Origin of the sequence: Collinsella sp. SGI.180, from assembly GCF_050313455.1 — a bacterium.
In the GTDB taxonomy this organism is placed as follows: domain Bacteria; phylum Actinomycetota; class Coriobacteriia; order Coriobacteriales; family Coriobacteriaceae; genus Collinsella.
The window spans coordinates 77,492-94,749 of record NZ_JBNPLL010000006.1 but is presented as its reverse complement, the minus strand read 5'-3'; the positions used below and the strand labels follow the sequence as shown (position 1 = coordinate 94,749).

Here is a 17,258-nt window from a genome sequence, read left to right as displayed (position 1 = left end):
GTCCCTCACAACTCGTCGTCTAGGGGCATTCTCGATGGCTGGTTCCGTTTGCGGGGGAGGCGTGGGACAATACCGACCAAAAGCGATTGCTTGTCCTGAAAAAAAGGGGGTCTCGATGAAAAAGCTGAGGACGCTGGCCGATGTGTTGCGTCAAGCCGGTTTCGTGCGCATCACGGGCCTTTTTCTCGTCTTTTATCTTCTGTGTTCAATGGCTGTTTGGCTCTCTGAGCCAACAACTCTTACGTTTGGCGATGGCCTTTGGTTTAGCTTTGAGACCGTATCGACGATCGGCTTTGGCGACATTCCGGCCGAAACGCCGGTCGCCCGTGTCATCACGGTCGTCCTAAGCGTTATCAGCATTTTTTACATTGCCATGCTCACGGGCGTGGCGGTGAGCTACTGCAATATGCTTATCAAGATGCATCAAAAGGACACTATGGCGCGCTTTATGGATGATCTTGAGCATTTGGAAGAGCTTGATCGTGACGAGCTCGCCGATCTGTCGCGCCGCGTGCGCGAATATCGCCGGCGCCAGCGCTAAAACGGGCGCCGCGCGTCACGATGAGGGGGACTGAATTTGAATATCACCGTGTATCTGGGTGCCAGTATCGGCAATGACCCGGCGTTTCTGCCTGCGGTGCAGGAGCTGGGCAACTGGATTGGCGCCAACGGGCACGCGCTCGTGTACGGCGGATCCAAATCGGGCCTGATGGGCGCGCTCGCCGATAGCGTGCTTAATGCCGGCGGGCACGTGACGGGTGTGGAGCCGAGCTTTTTTATCGAGGCCGAGTTTCAGCATGACGGTATCGACGACCTCATCGTGACGAGCGATATGGCGGAGCGTAAGGCAAAGATGATCGAGCTCGGCGATGCGTTCATTGCCTTTCCCGGTGGGACGGGCACGCTCGAGGAGATTGCCGAGGTTATGTCCGCGGTGTCGTTGGGGCACCTGAGTGCTCCGTGCATCCTGTATAACCTGGACGGTTACTACAACGACCTCAAGGCGCTGCTCGTACACATGATTGATAAGGGTTTATCAAGCCCACGGCGCCAGCAAGGCATTTACTTTGCCGAGGATCTGTACGAAATCGCATCAATTATCAACGGATAAGCCTTGAGCCTGTCCCGCTGCGGCCCCCGGTGGCTCCGTTTGCAGCGCAGACGGTTGGCTCGTCTGGGCCACACTCGCTCTACAATAAAATGTATCTATGTCGACTTTGACCGCGGGAGGACCCGATGGATAAGCTCGCTAAACCCACAAACCGCGCGCTGTTTTTAGTTAGCGTTGCCGTGACCGGTGCGTTCGCAGGTGCCGCGGTCTGGCTGTTCTTTTTTGTGATGGAGCACGGCATCGACTATCTATGGACCGAGATTCCGCACGCACTGGGCGTCGCTTCGCCCGAGCTCGCCAGCGGCCCGTTTGGCTTTCTGCCGTACCCGTTTTTTGTCTGCCTGCTGGGCGGCCTGTTAATCGGTCTGTACGAAAAGATGACAGACACCAAGACCGATAACCTCAATCAGGTGATGGCTAAGGTCAAGCAAGATGGGCGCTACCCGTACGACAATCTGGGCAAGCTTTCGCTTGCGGCATTGCTGCCGCTGCTGTTTGGCGGAAGTATTGGACCGGAGGCCGGCCTGACCGGCGTTATCGCGGGCCTGTGCAGCTGGGTCGGCGACCGCATGCGTCGCTTTGGCGCCGAGTTTAGGGAGCTCACGCTGCTAGGTACCCAGGCTGCCCTGACGGCGCTCTTTACCGCGCCTGTCTTTGGCTTTGTGGCGCCGCTCGCCGGTAGCGCCGACGGCCAGGGCGAAGATGCCGACGATGAGTCCGCGTCCGACGAGATCACCATCAAGCTGCCCAAGGCGCAAAAGACCGTGGTCTATGGCATTGCGATTGCCGGCGGTCTGGGCACTTACCTGTTGCTTGGCCAGCTCGTGGGCGGCGGCATGGGCATGCCCAGGTTCGAGTCCGCCGAGGTGGGCAACCTGGAGCTTGCCTGGCTCATTCCGCTGGCGTTGCTCGGCACCGTTTGTGGTTGGCTGTACTTTGTCTCCGAGCATGCAAGCGAGGCGCTGTCCCGTGCAATAGGGGAGCGTCCTGTCGTCAAGGCCATGATGGCCGGTCTGGCGCTCGCCATCTGTGGCACGCTCCTGCCCTACACCATGTTTGCCGGCGAGACCCAGGCCGACGTGCTCATGGAAACCTATCTGACCATTCCCGCCGGCGTGCTTATCGCGACCGGTCTTGTCAAGGCTATGCTGACCCCCGCCCTCATCAATATGGGCTGGCGTGGCGGTCACTTCTTCCCGGTTATCTTCTCGGGCGTAAGCCTGGGCTATGGCCTTGCCATTCTCACCGGCGCCGATCCGGTCTTTTGCGTTGCCGTCTGCACGGCATCGACGATGGGCGCCGTCATGCGCCAGCCTGTTATGGTCGTGGGCCTGCTGCTCATGTGCTTCCCGCTCAAGGGCATCGTCTGCATGATCATCGCCGCAGCCATTGCCGCCGGCATTCCGCTGCCCAAGCCGCTGCGCAAGTAGCATATTGCGCTTTGCGTTTGTTCAGAACTCGTTTTGAAGAAGCCGCGCGAGGCCATTTGTTTACGGCCTCGCGCGGCTAATGTTTAGAGCTTCCTCAGCACAATGGCGATGGTGTTGAGGTATTCGAGCGCGCCGGCTTCAACGGCAGCGCGGTCGCCTGCTGCGTACTCGTTGTCGCAGGCGAGCCAGTCTTTCCATGCTTCGTCCGTGCAGAGCATAGGCTGCATCGAGACAATCTCGACGCCAGGGGTCGGCTCGATCATGGTGCGCCACCAGGCTATGTCGTGCATATACTCGAGCTGCTCGGGTGTCCAGGATTTGAGCAGGCAAACGGGCAGGTTGTCGTGGCAGTCGCGAACCATGCCGGGGATGCTTAAGTAGAGCATCCCGCCTTGCTTTACGTAGGGGAGTAGGCGCTCGCCCAGATAGTGTGGGTCACGGCCGTAGTAGTTGTACGAGTCGATGCTTACGACCGCATCAAAATAGTCGTGCTCAAACGGCAGCCCCTGCGAGGCGTCTGCCTTAACAGGGTGAATCGTGTCGCGCGAGATACCGAGCGAATCGAAGAACGCACGGTTTTCGACGGGATCGCTCCACAGATCGACAGCGTAGGTGTCAAACCCGTATTCGCGGGCGAGTAGGGCGCTGGTGATACCGGTGCCCGATCCAAGGTCGCAGACGCGGACGCCGCAGGGGATATGCACATCGCGAAGCAGCTCTTCGCAGAGCTTGAGGGGATTGGGTCCCATAATCTTAGAGCGTACGAGTGTCGCGTCGAAGCTAGTTGCTTTTGGGAAGGATTGAGATTTCTGGGTTTGCATTGTTCTTTCCTATCAGGCGCAAAAATGGCAGATGACGGAGGCGGAACGGCGCAACAAACCACGGCCGTTGGACGGCCGTTTTCGTGGTTCTATGCGATTGACCGTTCCCTAAAGAACAATGACCAAAAAGACATCCCCTTGGATGATCGAGACTGAGCCGAGGCCCGTGACGTTTATATTGTAAAACGTCACGGGCGTGCCGGGATATGCCGTTTGTCACGGATTTGCGAGCGTCTAGATCTCGCTTGGCATCGGCGCTATTTCCAAATCGCGAGCGCGGCGGTGCCCAGGACGATGAAGGCGAGACCGATGGCGCTGCGCCGTGAGAGTTTTTCGTTGAATGCCAGGCGCGCAAATAGTACCGATACGACAATCGATAGTTTGTCGATCTGCACCACGACGCTCACCTGGCCTGTGGCGATGGCGTAGTAGCACAGCAGCCACGATGCGCCAGTCGCAATGCCCGATGCCGCGAGAAATACGAGTTCGTAGCGGTCTACGTGCACGGCTTGGCCCATCTTGCCTTTAGCTGCCACGATTGCCCATGCCATAACCAGTACCACACAGGTACGGATTGCCGTGGCCAGGTTGGACTCGACGCCTTCGATGCCAACCTTGGCAAGGATGGACGTGAGCGCCGCGAACACGGCGGCGCCGAGGGCGTAAGCGAGCCAGGTCCGGTCTTGCTGCCGCTCGGGTCCGGCAGACTGCTTCTTCTCGATCATTAAAAACGTGCCGAGGGTGATGACAGCGGTTCCCACGAGCTTAACCTCAAGGTTGCTCGTCTCGCCAAAAAGCACGATGGCGATCAGTGCAGCGAGTACGGTGCTCATCTTGTCGACCGGTACGACCTTATTGACGTCTCCGATGCCCAACGCCTTAAAGTAACAGATCCACGAAGCACCGGTAGCGAGTCCCGAGAGGACGAGAAAGAGCCAAGATCTGGGCTCGATGCTGCCGATGGTTCCAATGGATCCAGAAATGCCCGCCATTGCCCAGGCGAAAACGAGCACCACGCAGGTGCGAATGGCCGTCGCGACATCGGAGTCGGTCTGCTTGATGCCGCATTTGGCCAGGACTGATGTGACGCCGGCAAAGAAAGCCGACACAAATGCTGCTGCGACCCACGACACGGGTGAAATGCCTCCCCAAAGAACGACCGAGCCAGATTTACGGCGCTCGTCCGATGATACCGTCCCGCCATGAAGCTTTGATATCGCTGTGGTGAGACAGGGGCCATAGTTCGAGAGGGCATTTGGTTAAGGCTCGAATCGAAGGTGAATGGTTTTCCGCGAAGTGAACGAGTAAATCTGGATCCCTGGAACATGCACACTTTTTTCGAACAAAACCGCAGGATTCTTAGACAAAAACCGCAGGAATTGAGTCCTTAAAAATTTCGATGCTACAGGGCACTGTTTTTACTCGTTCACTTCTCGGAAAAGTATTCACCTTCGATATGCTGACGGTGTCTTTTTGGTTGCCAAGAACTAGACGGCCTGCTGTGAAGGGCGGTGGTGACGCTATGCCGCCTCGTTTCATTGAAAAAATAAGCGGGGTACCGCCTAAGCTTTTTTAGCCGTCGATTACAGATCGCGTACTCGATAAACCTTGGTGCTGACAGCGCAGCTGATTACACATAGTGCGAGCGCCAGTACTGCAGTTCCTGCACACAGCCAGCCAAGAACGGCGGGATCGGGATTCGCCCCGGCAATCGACATAAGCCAGTTGCTGATGGGGTTGGAGGAGCTCAACGTGGCCATGGCAAGGCATCCGAGCAGGGCAAACAGGCCAACGGATAGGCGCAGCGCCTCCATGTGTCCAAATCGAAAGAACAGCGGCTGCGCCAAAAACACCATCATGAGGGAGATGAGCATCGATGCTGCCGAGGCGATTGCGATTTCAAAGACCGTCTGTCCCGTCGAAGGAATGCCCGCGCTGTTGAAGAGCGGGATGGCGACGATACTCAAAAGCGTGGCGGCGCACGTCATGACGGCCGAGAAGACAACGATGCTCAGGTAGCGTGCGCAGATGATGTCTTTGCGCGAGAGGGGCAGCGTTGCCCGATAACGCTCCCATCCGTTTTGATTGTCGAAGCCTGCCAGCGAGCTCATGACCATGATAGGCGACATGGCGCTGAGCGCGCAGGCGCCGGCACTCATGCCGGAGTCGCCACCTGACGTGTTGGCGAGGGTCAGCACAACGAATATGAACAGGCCGACGCCCGCTATGCTTGGGACAAGCGTGCGAACGATGGCGAGCTCGGACATAAAGGCGCGTTTCATTTCGAAGCCCCTTTCAGCGTGAGGCGTAGATAATCGTCAATGGTTGCCCGATCGCAGGGAATCTCGGGGAAGGCCTCGAGCGTTTCGCGACGGTTGGGCACGAGCACGTCCACGCTATAAGCGTGGTGGGCGGCACGGGCGCCTTCGACGCAAGCCATAAGCTCGGCGGCCTGCGCTTGGGTACAGTGGGCGATGCCGGCGCGGTCGGTAATGTCCTCGCGCGGCAGGTCAAACACAATCGAGCCGTTATCGATGCAAATGATGCGGTCGGCAGCGCGATCGAGGTCGGACGTAATGTGACTCGAGAGCAACACGCTGCGCTGGCCGTCGGAAACAAAGACGAGCAGCTCGTCGAGCAGCTCCTCGCGTGCCATGGGATCAAGACCCGCGGTGGCTTCGTCCAAAACGAGCAGCTTGGCCTTGTGGCTGAGCGCGCAGGCAAGCTGCAGCTTCATGCCCATGCCGCGGGAGAGGTCCTTGACCTTCGCCTTGGGATCCAAGCCAAATCGGTCGATGAGGCTGGCGAAGGTGTCGTGGCTCCAGGTGGGGTACGCCGGGCTTACGAGTGCCTCAACTTCGGTCACCTTGAGTGTGGAAGGGAAGGGGCATGTGTCCAGCACGAGGCCGATACGGGTGCGCAAGCAGCGCTGCACTTCACCGGGCGCGTCGGCGCCGCAGTGCTGCCCAAACAGGTGCACCTCGCCGGCATCGAGCTTTATAAGCCCGAGCGCGGCGCGAATGGTCGTTGTCTTGCCGGCGCCGTTTGCGCCCACAAAGCCAACAATCTGGCCGGGCTCCACGGCGAGCGTGACATCGCGTAGTGAAAAGCGGTCGCTTACAGCGCGTGAGATGCCTTTGAGTTCAAGCAAGTTTTGCATGGTATAGCCTTTCTTGCAGATGGCTACTGCATGGTTTCGGGGGCTACCAGGTCGAGCATTTCGTGCAGTTTGTCGCGCGTGACGCCCAAGGCTTCGGCTTGGCTCGCCGCTTTCGCAAGCAGGTCTTCGATATGGCAGAGCTGGTTTTCGCGCAAGAGCTCCTGGTTGCCCTCGGCGACAAAACAGCCCTTGCCCTGCACGGTGCAGATAAACCCGAGTTGCTCTAGGTCGGCGTAGGCGCGCTTGGTGGTGATGACGCTCACACCCAGGTCGCTCGCGAGTGCACGGATGCTGGGGAGTTTGGCTCCCGCAGCGAGCGTGCCCGATAAGATCTGAGCTTTGACTTGCGAGGTTATCTGCTCGTAGATGGGCTTGTCGCTCGAATTGGATAGGATGATGTCCACAGCGGCTCCTTAGCTGTTGGGCTACACGTGTATATAACCGGTAAGCACAGTATATATACACTATGCACAGTTATGCAAGAGGTAAATAGGGATTGTCCGCTCGTTCATTCATCTCAATCTGTAACATCTGGAACCGATTTGGACGGCTACCTGTTACAGATTGAGATTTTGCTGGTGGGCCCCACCTGGTTGTCTCAATCTGTAACAACTGGAGAAGTTTTTGGCTGCTAGATGTTACAGATTGAGATCTTTCTGGGACGCCCACCTGTTTGTCTAAATCTGTAACAGGTAGAGGTTCAAAAACCGTCTAGATGTTACAGATCGAGAAAAACTGCTGTGGAGTGCCGTCATCGACTGCTACACAGGCCCCAACTGATGAATTTGTCCTGATAGGCGCCCTAGAGCGGAATTTCGCGGCTACAATAGTGCGGTTACAACGACGTAATGCACTCAATGCAAGAAAGGATCCGCATGGCAAGCCTGTCGGATGAAATCTCGTCGCGCCGCACATTCGCGATCATCAGCCACCCGGATGCCGGTAAGACCACGCTTACCGAGAAGCTGCTGCTCTATACCGGCAGCATCCAGACCGCCGGCTCGGTCAAGGGCAAGAGCTCGGCCAAGCATGCCGTCTCGGACTGGATGGACATCGAGAAGGAGCGCGGCATTTCCGTCACCTCCTCGGTGCTGCAGTTCACTTACAACGGCGCCTGCGTCAACATCCTCGATACCCCCGGTCACCAGGACTTTTCGGAGGATACCTACCGTACCCTTATGGCCGCTGACGCCGCAGTCATGGTCATCGACGGCGCCAAGGGCGTCGAGGCCCAGACCAAGAAGCTCTTTAAGGTCTGTACGCTGCGCCACATTCCCATCTTCACCTTTGTGAACAAGCTCGACCACGAGGCTCGCGATCCGTTTGAGCTCATGGAAGAGATCGAAAATGTCCTGGGCATCAATACGTATCCCATGAACTGGCCGATCGGCAGCGGCCGCAATTTCCGCGGCGTGTTCGATCGTCAGACCCGTCGCGTCATTGCCTTTGAGGGCGACGGTCACGCCAACGCCACCAAGAAGGTCGCCGAGGTCGAGGCCGAGCTGGGCGATTCTTCCATGGATGAGCTCATCGGCGAGGAGAACCATAAGAACCTGATGGACGACATCGAGCTGCTCGATGGTGCCGGCGACGAGCTCGACTTGGATGCCGTGGCCTGCGGCAAGCTGAGCCCGGCGTTCTTTGGCTCGGCGCTTACCAACTTTGGCGTGGAACCCTTCCTTAAGGAGTTCCTGCGTCTGGCCCCGACACCGCGTGCCTATACCGATACGCTTACCAGTGAACCGGTCGATCCCTGCCGCGACGACTTTAGCGGCTTTGTGTTTAAGATCCAGGCCAACATGGACAAGAACCACCGCGACCGCATCGCCTTTGTGCGCATTTGCTCGGGTAAGTTCGAGCGCGGCATGGATGCCTTCCACGTGCAGGGCAACCGCAAGCTTAAGCTTGCCACGGGCACGTCGATGATGGCCGACGACCGCGCCATCGTGGACGAGGCGTACGCGGGCGATATCGTGGGCCTGTTCGACCCGGGTATCTTTAGCGTCGGCGACACCGTGTGCTCCGGCAAGCGCCATGTGCAGTATCCGCAGATCCCGACGTTTGCCCCCGAGATGTTCGCTCGCATTACGCAGGTCGACACGCTCAAGCGCAAGCAGTTCGTCAAGGGCATGGAGGAGCTTGCCCAGGAGGGCGCCATCCAGATCTTCCGCGAGCTTGGTGCCGGCATGGAGAGCGTCATTGTGGGCGTGGTCGGCGTGCTGCAGTTTGAGGTACTCGAGCGCCGCCTCAAGGCCGAGTACCGTGTTGAGGTTCGTCGCCAGCCGCTGCCCTATACGGATATTCGCTGGATCCAGAACGACCCCGACACCATCGATATCCCGGGCCTTTCGCTCACGCGCGACACGCTGCGCGTCGAGGACATGCGCGGTGGCAAGCTGTTGCTGTTTACGAGCCCGTGGAACGTGGATTGGGCAACCGACCACAACCCCGACCTTATCCTGTCGGAGTTTGGCAACGTAGTCTTTTAACGCATCGGCGTGGTGGCCCTGCGGGGCTGCCGCGCTGCCTGCTTGCCTGATGCCGCATGAGCGGCTATCATGCCCACCGTCGCCTCAAGACCGGGGCGTCCGAGCAGTTCGGGTCCGATATCCTGCTCGTTAAACCTAAAACCAAAGGAGTACATAATGATCAAGAAGGTCATGGAGGACTACAAGGTCCTGTTGCGGAGCATTCCCGCGGCAACGGTTTCGCTGTTTTTCGTGAGCGTTATCATGATGAACCTGCTGGCCAACAAAGAGCTCATCAGCCTGCCGTATCTGGCACTCGATTGCGGCTTTGTGGTGAGCTGGGTCTCGTTTTTGTGCCAGGACATGATCTGCAAGCGCTTTGGCGCCAAGGCATCCATCAAAATCTCTATCCTCGCGCTGGCGGTCAACCTTGCCGTGAGCCTGTGCTTTTGGGCATGCTCGCTCACGCCCGGTATGTGGGGTGCCTACTACGACACGGGCATGATCGAGGTCAACACCGCCCTTAACGCCACTATCGGCGGCACCTGGTACGTGGTGCTGGGCTCTTCGCTGGCAATGTTCGTTTCTGCCGTGGTTAACTCCACGCTCAACCAGTCGCTCGGCCGTATGCTCAAAAAGAATAACTTTGCGAGCTTCGCCTTCCGCTCCTATGTTTCCACGGGTGTTGGCCAGTTTATCGACAACCTGGTCTTTGCCATTGTGGTGAGCCACACGTTCTTTGGCTGGACCTGGGTACAGGTCCTTATGTGCTCGCTGACCGGCGCTGTTGCCGAGCTGCTGTGCGAGGTCTTCCTGAGCCCCGTGGGCTACAAGGTCGTGCGCGGCTGGGAGCGCGAGAATGTGGGCGCCGAGTACCTTGAGCGCCACGCAACCGCCTAAGGAGCAAGTATGCGGGTTTTGATTACGGGCGCTTCGGGCGGTATCGGAGCCGCGTGCGTGCAGCGCTTTTTGGACGAGGGCCACGAGGTAGTGGGCTTTGATCTGCTGCCGGCGGCGATCGAACACGAGCGTTACCGCCATCTGGTCGTTGATGTACGCGAGCCTGACTCGTTTCCAGGCGATCTTGAACCCCAGGTGATCGTGAACGTTGCCGGTGCGCAGGATTCGGCTGACGACATCGCCGCCAACCTGTGTGGCACCATCAACGTGACCGAGTGCTACGCCTTTGTGGGGGAGGGGCTTGCTGCCAAGCCGGCGTCGGCTATCAAATCCGTGGTCAATGTGGGGTCGGCGAGCGGGCATACGGGATCGGAGTTTCCCGCCTATGCTGCCAGCAAGGGCGGCGTTATCGCCTACACCAAGAACCTTGCAAACCGCCTGGCACCGCAGGCCATCGCCAACAGTGTGGACCCGGGTGGCGTTATCACGCCGCTCAACCGTTGCGTGATGGAAGACGAACACCTGTGGAACCAGATTATGGAGCTTACGCCGCTTAAACGCTGGGCAACCGCCCAAGAGATCGCCGAGTGGATCTACTTTGTGGGCGTGACCAACCGGTTTATGACCGGGCAGAGCCTGCTTATTGATGGTGGCGAGGCCGGCCGCACACAATTTATTTGGCCCGAATAGGAAACGCGCCCGATGGAAAGCCGTCGGGCGCGTTTTTGATGTATCGATTTTAGCCGAGACAAGTCCAGTTGACGGGGGTCGAGCCGTGCTGTTCGAGTAGCCGATTGGCTGCCGAGAAGGGTCGCGACCCCATAAAAGCGGGGAGTTCTGCCGTGGCACGGTTGGCCGAAAGCGGCGAGGGGTGCGTGGAGGCAAGGCAGAACTTGCCGGTTGTTTTGCCCGCGTCGATTGCGGCGAGCTTGCCCTCAACCATCTGCTGGGCAAAGCGGCCCCATGCCAAAAAGACTACCGGTTGGGGTAGCTGGCAGCAGCGTTCGATAACGTAGTCGGTGAGCGTACTCCAGCCCAGCTTGGCGTGTGAGTTCGCGGCATGCTCGCGCACGGTAAGCGTAGTGTTGAGGAGCAGGACGCCCTGTTGTGCCCATGGCGTCAGATCTCCCGTGGCGGGAATGGGACAACTCAGATCGGCTTTGAGTTCCTTATAGATGTTGCGCAGGCTTGGCGGCAACTTGGTTTGCGTCGCGGGGACCGAGAACGATAACCCCATGGCCTGGTTGGGCCCGTGATAGGGATCTTGGCCCAAGATGACAACTTTGACCTGGTCGGCCGGCGTGTAGGCGAGGGCATTGAGGATGTCGTCTTGTGCCGGGTAGATGGTCTGCTCGGCACGCAAAAGGGCGATGCGCTCGAGCAGCTGGTTCGTAGTGTCACGTACCGGCTGCGGCGCATCGTCCAACCAAGTTGCTATGTTGCGGTCGCGAGTTGCGGTGTCCATGGAGCTCCTTTATGGCAAATGCTATGTTGGCATCTATTGTAAAGGCGCACCGGTTGCCTTTATGCCGCGGCTGTATGAGGGGCGAGTCCACCGCCGCCTACACCATTATGGCGATGCTGGAGGAGGGCCTGGACGTGAGCATGCTGTATCGCCGTACCGTCGAGGGCATGCGGGCCGATATTCGCGTACGTCCCATCGTGCACGCTCCCTCACGTGACGTAGTGGCGGCCTGGCTCAGCTGGGACACCATGCCTATTGCCACGAGGCGCTTTATCGACTACATGAGCTCGCATATCGTCAATTAATGACTGGCGTGGCGTTGAGTGCGGTGTTTAGCAGGCTGTCGCTTTGGCTTGGGTGGCGCGATGGGTGCGTGCCGGGTGGCAGAGTAGTACCGCCACGACCATAAAGAACGCCGTGGTGCCCAGGCTGATGGGGTAGACCATCATGATGTTCGCAAAGGTGCGGAAGTGCGGGAACACGCAGAATACCCAATAGAAGCGGATGCCGCAGACGCAGATCATGGTGATAAGGGCGGGCATGAGCGAGATGCCAAAGCCGCGCAGGTAGCCGGACATGTTCTCGTACAACATGATAAAGGCGTACGCAGGGAAGATAGAGCACACGCGGATATAGCCGATTGAGACGATGTTGGGATCGCTGTTGAACAACGACAGGATCTCGCGCCCCAGGCCGACAATAACAATAATCGTGATGAGCGCGACGACACCGCCTTCGACCAGGCAGACCTTAAGGGTCTTGGTGCAGCGGTCGATCTGACAGGCACCGTGGTTTTGTCCCACAAAGGTGGTGCAAGCCTGGCTAAAGCTGTTGAGCAGGTTGTAGCACACGCACTCCAGGCTCACGGCGGCGCTCGAGGCCGCCATGACCTCGGTGCCCAGGCTGTTGATGGCGGACTGGATGATGATGTTGGCGACGGCAAAGACGGCGCTTTGGATGCCGGCGGGCAGGCCGATCTTGACGATGCGCTTGAGGGCGACGGGGTCGATAGCAAGGTCGCGCGGGGTGACGCGGACGACGGAGTCGGTCTTGAGCAGGCGGATAAAGAGTGTAGCGGCGCTGACGGTGTAGGCGATGACGGTGGCGATGGCGACACCCGCGACGCCCCAGTGGAGTACGGGGACAAAGATGAGGTCCAGGCCAATGTTGAGGACGGTGGACACGGCAAGCGCTTGCAGCGGCATGCGGGTGATGCCGACGGAGCGGAAGATCGCGGCCTCAAAGTTGTAGAGCAAGATTGAGGGCATGCTGAGCAAAAAGACGCGTAGATAGAGCGAAGCGAGCGGCATGGTCTCGGCGGGAACGTTGAGCGCGGCGAGCATGGGCTCGGCAAAAATCTCGCCCAGAGCGATGACGACAAAGCCCACGAGCGCCATTAAAATCGAGGTATGGACGGCGCGTTTGACCATATTCTGATCGTTGCGGCCGATAGCGTTGGCGATGACCACGTTGGAGCCAAGCGACATGCCAATAAACAGGTTGAGCATAAGGCTGGTAAGCGGAACATTGGAGCCGACTGCCGCCATGGCGAGGGTTCCCTGGTCGCCCGAGAAGTTACCGATAATGACCGTGGCGATGAGGTTTGACAGCTGCTCCAAGATGCTCGTGGCGGCCACGGGCAAGGCGAACAGGGGGATATTGCGCCACAGTGAGCCGGTGGTCATGTCGATGTGCTTAGATGCGGTATCAGCCATACGCTCTCAATCTCTAACGTGCTATTTCGTGCTTATTTGCGCAGACGATGATACTCCTAATCACCTAGTCATTGGGGGCGTTCTTAAACGACTAGTCATTCAAGAACGCCCCCAATGACTAGGTGGGGAAGGCGTGCGACAATGGTGTACGTTGTGTTGTTCGCGCTAAGGAGTTGCCATGTTGTTGTGTCCCGTTTGCCATGAGCCGTTGGTGGACGACGAGCGCGGTGCTGCATGCGCGGGCGGACACCGGTTTGACCGCGCGCGCGAGGGTTATCTATATCTGCTACGTTCGTCCAAGAGCGGCGACTCCATGGGCGATCCCAAGTCGCAGGCACGCAGCCGTCGTGACTTTTTGAACCGTGGCTACTATGCGCCGCTGCGCGATGCAATGGTCGAGCTGGTGCGCAAACGGGTTTCTGGGCGTGCTGCGTCTACAGGCGGCCCCATGACGCTGCTCGATATTTGCTGCGGTGAGGGTTACTACACCAGCGCGATGGGCGCGGTGCCGGGCGTGGACGCTTATGGCTTTGACCTGGGCAAAGAAATGGTACGCCTGGCCGCCAAGCGCGGCGATGCGACCTATTTTGTGGCCAACATGAAAGACATCCCAGTGGCCGATGGCGCCTTCGATATGGTGACCGAGCTCTTTGCTCCCTTTAACGAGCGCGAGTTTGCCCGCGTGTTGGCGCCGGAGGGTTCGCTCTACACCGTGGTGCCGGGTGCCCGTCATCTCTTTGGGCTCAAGGAGGTGCTCTACGACACGCCGTACCTCAACGACGAAAAGCTTCCGAAGACGATGGAGCTTAAACTGGTCGGCACACAGCGGGTGTCCGCGAATATTACGCTCCAAACCCAGGCCGACATCGAGGCGGTGTTCCAGATGACGCCGTACTACTACCGCACACGCCCTACCGACAAAGAGCGCCTGGCAAACCTGGACACCCTTAAAACCGACATCGACTTCATCATTGCCGAGTACCGCCACAGCTAACCAACCTGCCAAAAAGGGACAGGTTTATTTTGGCAGGTTTTACCTGGGCAAATGTAAAGGGCCGACCGCGTTACTACGCGATCGGCCCATGTTAGTTGCTTGGCTGCAGGGGTTATGAGAAGCGAGTGCCTACAAGCGGTCCTTGTTCTCGGCCTTAACGGCGTGCGCCTGCTGAACAAAGAACAGGTCGTAGACCACGATGACAAAGGCACCGATATTGACGGCGCTGCCGCCGAGTGCGGGAAGCGTGAGCACGGCCTGCGCAATCGTGGCGATTGCGGCAACGATGCCGAGCTTAAACGCGCTATCCACCTGCGAGGGCTTGTTGGCGCCCTTGATGCCCGCAACACCTGCGGAAAGATCGACAATGCCCTTGACGACAAGCACGACCGCGGCGAGCATGGCGTTCGACCCGTACGTGGAATCGAGGCTGCCCCTGGCGATACCGATGCCGGCGATGACGAGGCTGGCGATGCCCAAAACAAAGTAGATGAGGGCAAGGATTTTGAGAGTCTTGCGAGCGGAGCTCATGGCTGGTCCTTTCGATACGAGTACGCCGATCTGGCGTAGCCCATGTGTTGCACATATGGTGAAGCACATTGTAGTTCAACGCAGCGATGCGTGCGCCTGAAAGCGCTTTGAGCCCGCGCAGCCCAATTCGACCTTTCAAAAAGGAAAGCTGGACGTAAGCCAAATCGATGGCAGCTCATGTGCGGCGCTGCGATGATGAGACCGTAACAAGGAGCCGTTCTTAAGGAGGAGCCATGATGTACGGAGCGGGGCGAGTGCATGAGCCGCGGTCGTTGGGAAGGCGCATGGGCGATTCTGTGATCGCTGCCGTGTGCACGGGATTGATGGCGGTGCTTTGCATTGGGATGCTGTGGGCCATGTCGCATGTGGGACAATAGCGGACGGTTGGGTGCTGGCATAAACGGCGCTCACGTATTCATTTTGCTTGTTAAGGAGTACCCATGGGCGTCGTCGATCCCTTTTCTGTTGCTCGGGCCGCGGGGCTTGAGCTGACCGGGAAGTCCGCGGGCCTCACGCTCACCGACGGCACGATGGAGTTGCGTGCCGATTTTGACCGCATGCTGCCACGGCTCAAACAGGGTCGTCTGCAGCAAGAGCTGTTGGTAAAGGCTGCGCGCGCAAAAGGCGTCGAGTGCCCATGGGCGATTGATGCCACGGCAGGCTTTGGCGAGGATTCGCTGCTGCTGGCGGCTGCGGGCTTTACCGTCGATCTGTATGAGCAGGATTGCGTGATCGCGGCGCTCCTCAAGGATGCCTTGGATCGCGCGGCAGATAATCCGGCGCTTGCGACTGCCGTGGCACGCATGCGCTTACGTGCGGGCGAGGACAGCATTGCAGGCCTTCACCATATAACTGAGTTAATCGGGCAGGGCGAGCTCACCGCTCCCGACGTGGTGTATCTGGACCCCATGTTTCCCGAGCGCACAAAGAGCGCGGCGGTTAAAAAGAAGTTTCAACTCTTGCATCATCTGGAACAGCCGTGTGCCGATGAGGAGACGCTGGTCGAAGCTGCGCTTGCGGTGCGCCCGCGCAAGGTCGTTATCAAGCGGCCGATGAAGGGGCCGCTGCTTGCTGGCGTTAAGCCGAGCTATCAACTTGCGGGCAAGGCCGTTCGTTACGATGTTTTGGTGCCGCCGCGCCCGTAGCTTGCGGGCGATGGTTGGCGCTCGGTCAGTGTCGTGCCGATGCGGGGCCTATTTCCAAGGGTGCGACGTCAGGTGCCAGCCGCCGCAGTATTCGCATTTGTAGCAGGCCAAACCACGCCGCCCGCGGCTTTCGCAGTCGGCCATAACGGCCTCGGCCTCGGCGCGTGTGCCGTAACGGTTTTTGCGCTCGCACGACTTGTAGCGCCAGGCTTCATCGCGCTCGGCGTTCAGGGTGTCGCGGCGCTCGTCCTCGCGCGCAAACAGGTCGCTCATAGCGCCACCGGTGGCAGCGCCCAAAAACTCGCTTTTGGCCTTTGACCAGGCGGCTCGCTTTTTGCTTCCCATCTGCTTCTCGCCCCTCTTCAAACGCTGGTATCATTGCTCAATCAAAGTGATACCAATAAACGTGAGGTCGCTGCGTGATGATCAGAAAAACCCTCGATACCGACATTCCCGCCGTCATGGCTATCTATGACGCGGCCCGTGCCTTTATGCGCGCGCATGGCAACGCCACGCAGTGGCCCGAGGGCACGCCTTCTGCCGAGCAGCTGGCTGCCGATATCGCCGCCGGTGGTAGCTATGTGTGCGAAGTCGACGGCCGCGTGGTGGCGACGTTCGCCTTTTTACCGGGCCCGGACGAGTGCTATGACGTAATTGAGGACGGGCAATGGCGCAGCGACACTCCGTACGCCGTGCTGCACCGTGTGGCGTCCGACGGCACCGTGCACGGTATCGCGGCTGCGATGTTCGCCTTTGCCAAAGAGCGTGCCGACCACCTGCGTATCGATACGCATCGGGACAACCTGCCCATGCAGGGCGCGAGTATTAAAGCGGGGTTTGAGCGTGCCGGCGTCGTGTATGTGTCGGACGGCACGCCGCGTGTTGCGTTTGACTGGCTGCGCGAGGCATAAGAGCGGGGGCGCGTATCTACGCTCCATGTAAGCGAAAATGGCCTCGGGTGGGGCCATTTTTGATCGCTGCGCTGTTTTGCAAGGTGGTAGATGCCGCTCGCTGTCGGCTCTAAGGCACCTACGCTCGGGGCAGCTCGCTTCCGCAGTGGCAACACTTGGTCGCGCCTTCGTGCACCTCTTCCAGGCAATACGGACAGACGGGCGCCGGTGCGGCTTCCTCGGCGGTGGCACCGGCGAGCCTGTCGCCGATTTCCTGCGCCTTGTTGAATGCCTTGACGATGGCAAAGACGATTGCCGCCACAATCAAAAAATTGATGCACGAGCCGATAAAGGCGCCAAAGTCGATATTAGTGCCCGGCACCACCAGCCCCGAGATCTCGGTAGCGCTACCGCCGGCAATCACGGAGATAAGCGGGTTGATGATGTTATCGGTAAGTGAGGTCACGATGGCGGTGAATGCGCCGCCGATAATCACGCCGACGGCCATGTCCATCACGTTGCCGCGATTGATGAATTCCTTGAACTCGTTGAGCAATGTCTTCATGGTGACTCCTCGCTGTTGTGGGGTTAGCGTTGTTACCGCCCCGGATGAGCCCGGGCAGGCAAA

20 protein-coding genes are annotated in these 17,258 nt (G+C 58.9%); 10 read left to right on the top strand and 10 right to left on the bottom strand.

The features are described 5' to 3' along the window. Window positions 1-34 precede the first annotated feature (34 nt). From ACQRAP_RS04140 to ACQRAP_RS04130, 3 genes are all read left to right on the top strand, one after another. Window positions 35-541 (top strand): potassium channel family protein, encoded by a 507-nt coding sequence (locus ACQRAP_RS04140; protein ID WP_427794965.1) that lies wholly within the window; start codon window positions 35-37, stop codon window positions 539-541. A 36-nt stretch (window positions 542-577) separates the two neighbouring features. Continuing rightward, window positions 578-1,111, top strand: a complete 534-nt coding sequence (locus tag ACQRAP_RS04135; protein WP_427747526.1) for a TIGR00730 family Rossman fold protein — start codon at window positions 578-580, stop codon at window positions 1,109-1,111. Window positions 1,112-1,236: 125 nt separating this feature from the next. Further along, window positions 1,237-2,541 (top strand): chloride channel protein, encoded by a 1,305-nt coding sequence (locus ACQRAP_RS04130; RefSeq protein WP_427728357.1) that lies wholly within the window; start codon window positions 1,237-1,239, stop codon window positions 2,539-2,541. 83 nt (window positions 2,542-2,624) lie between these two features. On the opposite strand, the gene ACQRAP_RS04125 is transcribed toward ACQRAP_RS04130, so the two are convergent. The 5 genes from ACQRAP_RS04125 to ACQRAP_RS04105 all read right to left on the bottom strand — a co-directional run bounded on the left by ACQRAP_RS04125 (window position 2,625) and on the right by ACQRAP_RS04105 (window position 6,926). After that, window positions 2,625-3,362: an SAM-dependent methyltransferase gene (locus tag ACQRAP_RS04125; RefSeq protein ID WP_427794964.1), complete on the bottom strand. Its 738-nt coding sequence runs from the start codon at window positions 3,360-3,362 to the stop codon at window positions 2,625-2,627. Between the two features lie 257 nt (window positions 3,363-3,619). Then, entirely contained in the window at window positions 3,620-4,495 is an 876-nt protein-coding gene (locus ACQRAP_RS04120) for an EamA family transporter (protein ID WP_427794963.1), read from the bottom strand. Between the two features lie 450 nt (window positions 4,496-4,945). Next, window positions 4,946-5,644 carry an ABC-2 transporter permease gene (locus tag ACQRAP_RS04115; protein ID WP_427728346.1) on the bottom strand — a complete coding sequence of 233 codons (699 nt, stop codon included), beginning with the start codon at window positions 5,642-5,644 and terminating at the stop codon, window positions 4,946-4,948. Further along, complete coding sequence (locus ACQRAP_RS04110; protein ID WP_427728343.1) at window positions 5,641-6,522, bottom strand: ABC transporter ATP-binding protein; 882 nt, start codon at window positions 6,520-6,522, stop codon at window positions 5,641-5,643. Before ACQRAP_RS04110 ends, ACQRAP_RS04115 begins: the two co-directional genes overlap by 4 nt. 23 nt (window positions 6,523-6,545) lie before the next feature. After that, window positions 6,546-6,926 (bottom strand): GntR family transcriptional regulator, encoded by a 381-nt coding sequence (locus tag ACQRAP_RS04105; RefSeq protein ID WP_370450620.1) that lies wholly within the window; start codon window positions 6,924-6,926, stop codon window positions 6,546-6,548. A gap of 471 nt (window positions 6,927-7,397) precedes the next feature. Between ACQRAP_RS04105 and ACQRAP_RS04100 the strand changes: the two genes are divergently transcribed. From ACQRAP_RS04100 to ACQRAP_RS04090, 3 genes are all read left to right on the top strand, one after another. Continuing rightward, window positions 7,398-9,011 (top strand): peptide chain release factor 3, encoded by a 1,614-nt coding sequence (locus ACQRAP_RS04100; protein WP_427719358.1) that lies wholly within the window; start codon window positions 7,398-7,400, stop codon window positions 9,009-9,011. A 156-nt stretch (window positions 9,012-9,167) separates the two neighbouring features. Further along, window positions 9,168-9,890, top strand: a complete 723-nt coding sequence (locus ACQRAP_RS04095; RefSeq protein ID WP_427728338.1) for a VUT family protein — start codon at window positions 9,168-9,170, stop codon at window positions 9,888-9,890. A gap of 9 nt (window positions 9,891-9,899) precedes the next feature. Beyond that, a complete protein-coding gene (locus ACQRAP_RS04090) occupies window positions 9,900-10,580 on the top strand; it encodes an SDR family NAD(P)-dependent oxidoreductase (RefSeq protein ID WP_427728335.1) in 681 nt (226 codons plus the stop codon). A 49-nt stretch (window positions 10,581-10,629) separates the two neighbouring features. Here ACQRAP_RS04090 and ACQRAP_RS04085 read toward each other — a convergent pair whose 3' ends face one another. Beyond that, the gene (locus ACQRAP_RS04085) at window positions 10,630-11,355 is read right to left on the bottom strand and encodes a uracil-DNA glycosylase (protein WP_154516983.1); all 726 of its coding nucleotides are present in this window, start codon (window positions 11,353-11,355) and stop codon (window positions 10,630-10,632) included. 11 nt (window positions 11,356-11,366) lie between these two features. Here ACQRAP_RS04085 and ACQRAP_RS04080 point away from each other — a divergent pair, with 11 nt between their 5' ends. Continuing rightward, entirely contained in the window at window positions 11,367-11,660 is a 294-nt protein-coding gene (locus tag ACQRAP_RS04080; protein WP_427794961.1) for a hypothetical protein, read from the top strand. A gap of 27 nt (window positions 11,661-11,687) precedes the next feature. On the opposite strand, the gene ACQRAP_RS04075 is transcribed toward ACQRAP_RS04080, so the two are convergent. Then, on the bottom strand, window positions 11,688-13,070 hold the full coding sequence (locus ACQRAP_RS04075; RefSeq protein ID WP_427728328.1) for an MATE family efflux transporter: 1,383 nt from the start codon (window positions 13,068-13,070) through the stop codon (window positions 11,688-11,690). Window positions 13,071-13,248: 178 nt separating this feature from the next. Between ACQRAP_RS04075 and ACQRAP_RS04070 the strand changes: the two genes are divergently transcribed. Continuing rightward, a complete protein-coding gene (locus ACQRAP_RS04070; protein ID WP_154516992.1) occupies window positions 13,249-14,064 on the top strand; it encodes a putative RNA methyltransferase in 816 nt (271 codons plus the stop codon). Between the two features lie 129 nt (window positions 14,065-14,193). Here the strand turns inward: ACQRAP_RS04070 and ACQRAP_RS04065 are convergent, their stop codons facing one another. Continuing rightward, window positions 14,194-14,595 carry a hypothetical protein gene (locus ACQRAP_RS04065; RefSeq protein ID WP_427728325.1) on the bottom strand — a complete coding sequence of 134 codons (402 nt, stop codon included), beginning with the start codon at window positions 14,593-14,595 and terminating at the stop codon, window positions 14,194-14,196. 440 nt (window positions 14,596-15,035) lie between these two features. Here ACQRAP_RS04065 and ACQRAP_RS04060 point away from each other — a divergent pair, with 440 nt between their 5' ends. Next, window positions 15,036-15,740, top strand: coding sequence for a class I SAM-dependent methyltransferase (locus ACQRAP_RS04060; RefSeq protein ID WP_427728322.1), 705 nt, complete (start codon window positions 15,036-15,038; stop codon window positions 15,738-15,740). A 48-nt stretch (window positions 15,741-15,788) separates the two neighbouring features. On the opposite strand, the gene ACQRAP_RS04055 is transcribed toward ACQRAP_RS04060, so the two are convergent. After that, window positions 15,789-16,085, bottom strand: a complete 297-nt coding sequence (locus tag ACQRAP_RS04055; protein ID WP_427794960.1) for a hypothetical protein — start codon at window positions 16,083-16,085, stop codon at window positions 15,789-15,791. 77 nt (window positions 16,086-16,162) lie between these two features. Here ACQRAP_RS04055 and ACQRAP_RS04050 point away from each other — a divergent pair, with 77 nt between their 5' ends. Further along, on the top strand, window positions 16,163-16,651 hold the full coding sequence (locus ACQRAP_RS04050) for an N-acetyltransferase (RefSeq protein WP_427794959.1): 489 nt from the start codon (window positions 16,163-16,165) through the stop codon (window positions 16,649-16,651). A 118-nt stretch (window positions 16,652-16,769) separates the two neighbouring features. Here ACQRAP_RS04050 and mscL read toward each other — a convergent pair whose 3' ends face one another. Next, window positions 16,770-17,195, bottom strand: a complete 426-nt coding sequence (gene mscL, locus ACQRAP_RS04045; RefSeq protein ID WP_154517006.1) for a large conductance mechanosensitive channel protein MscL — start codon at window positions 17,193-17,195, stop codon at window positions 16,770-16,772. Window positions 17,196-17,258: the final 63 nt, after the last annotated feature.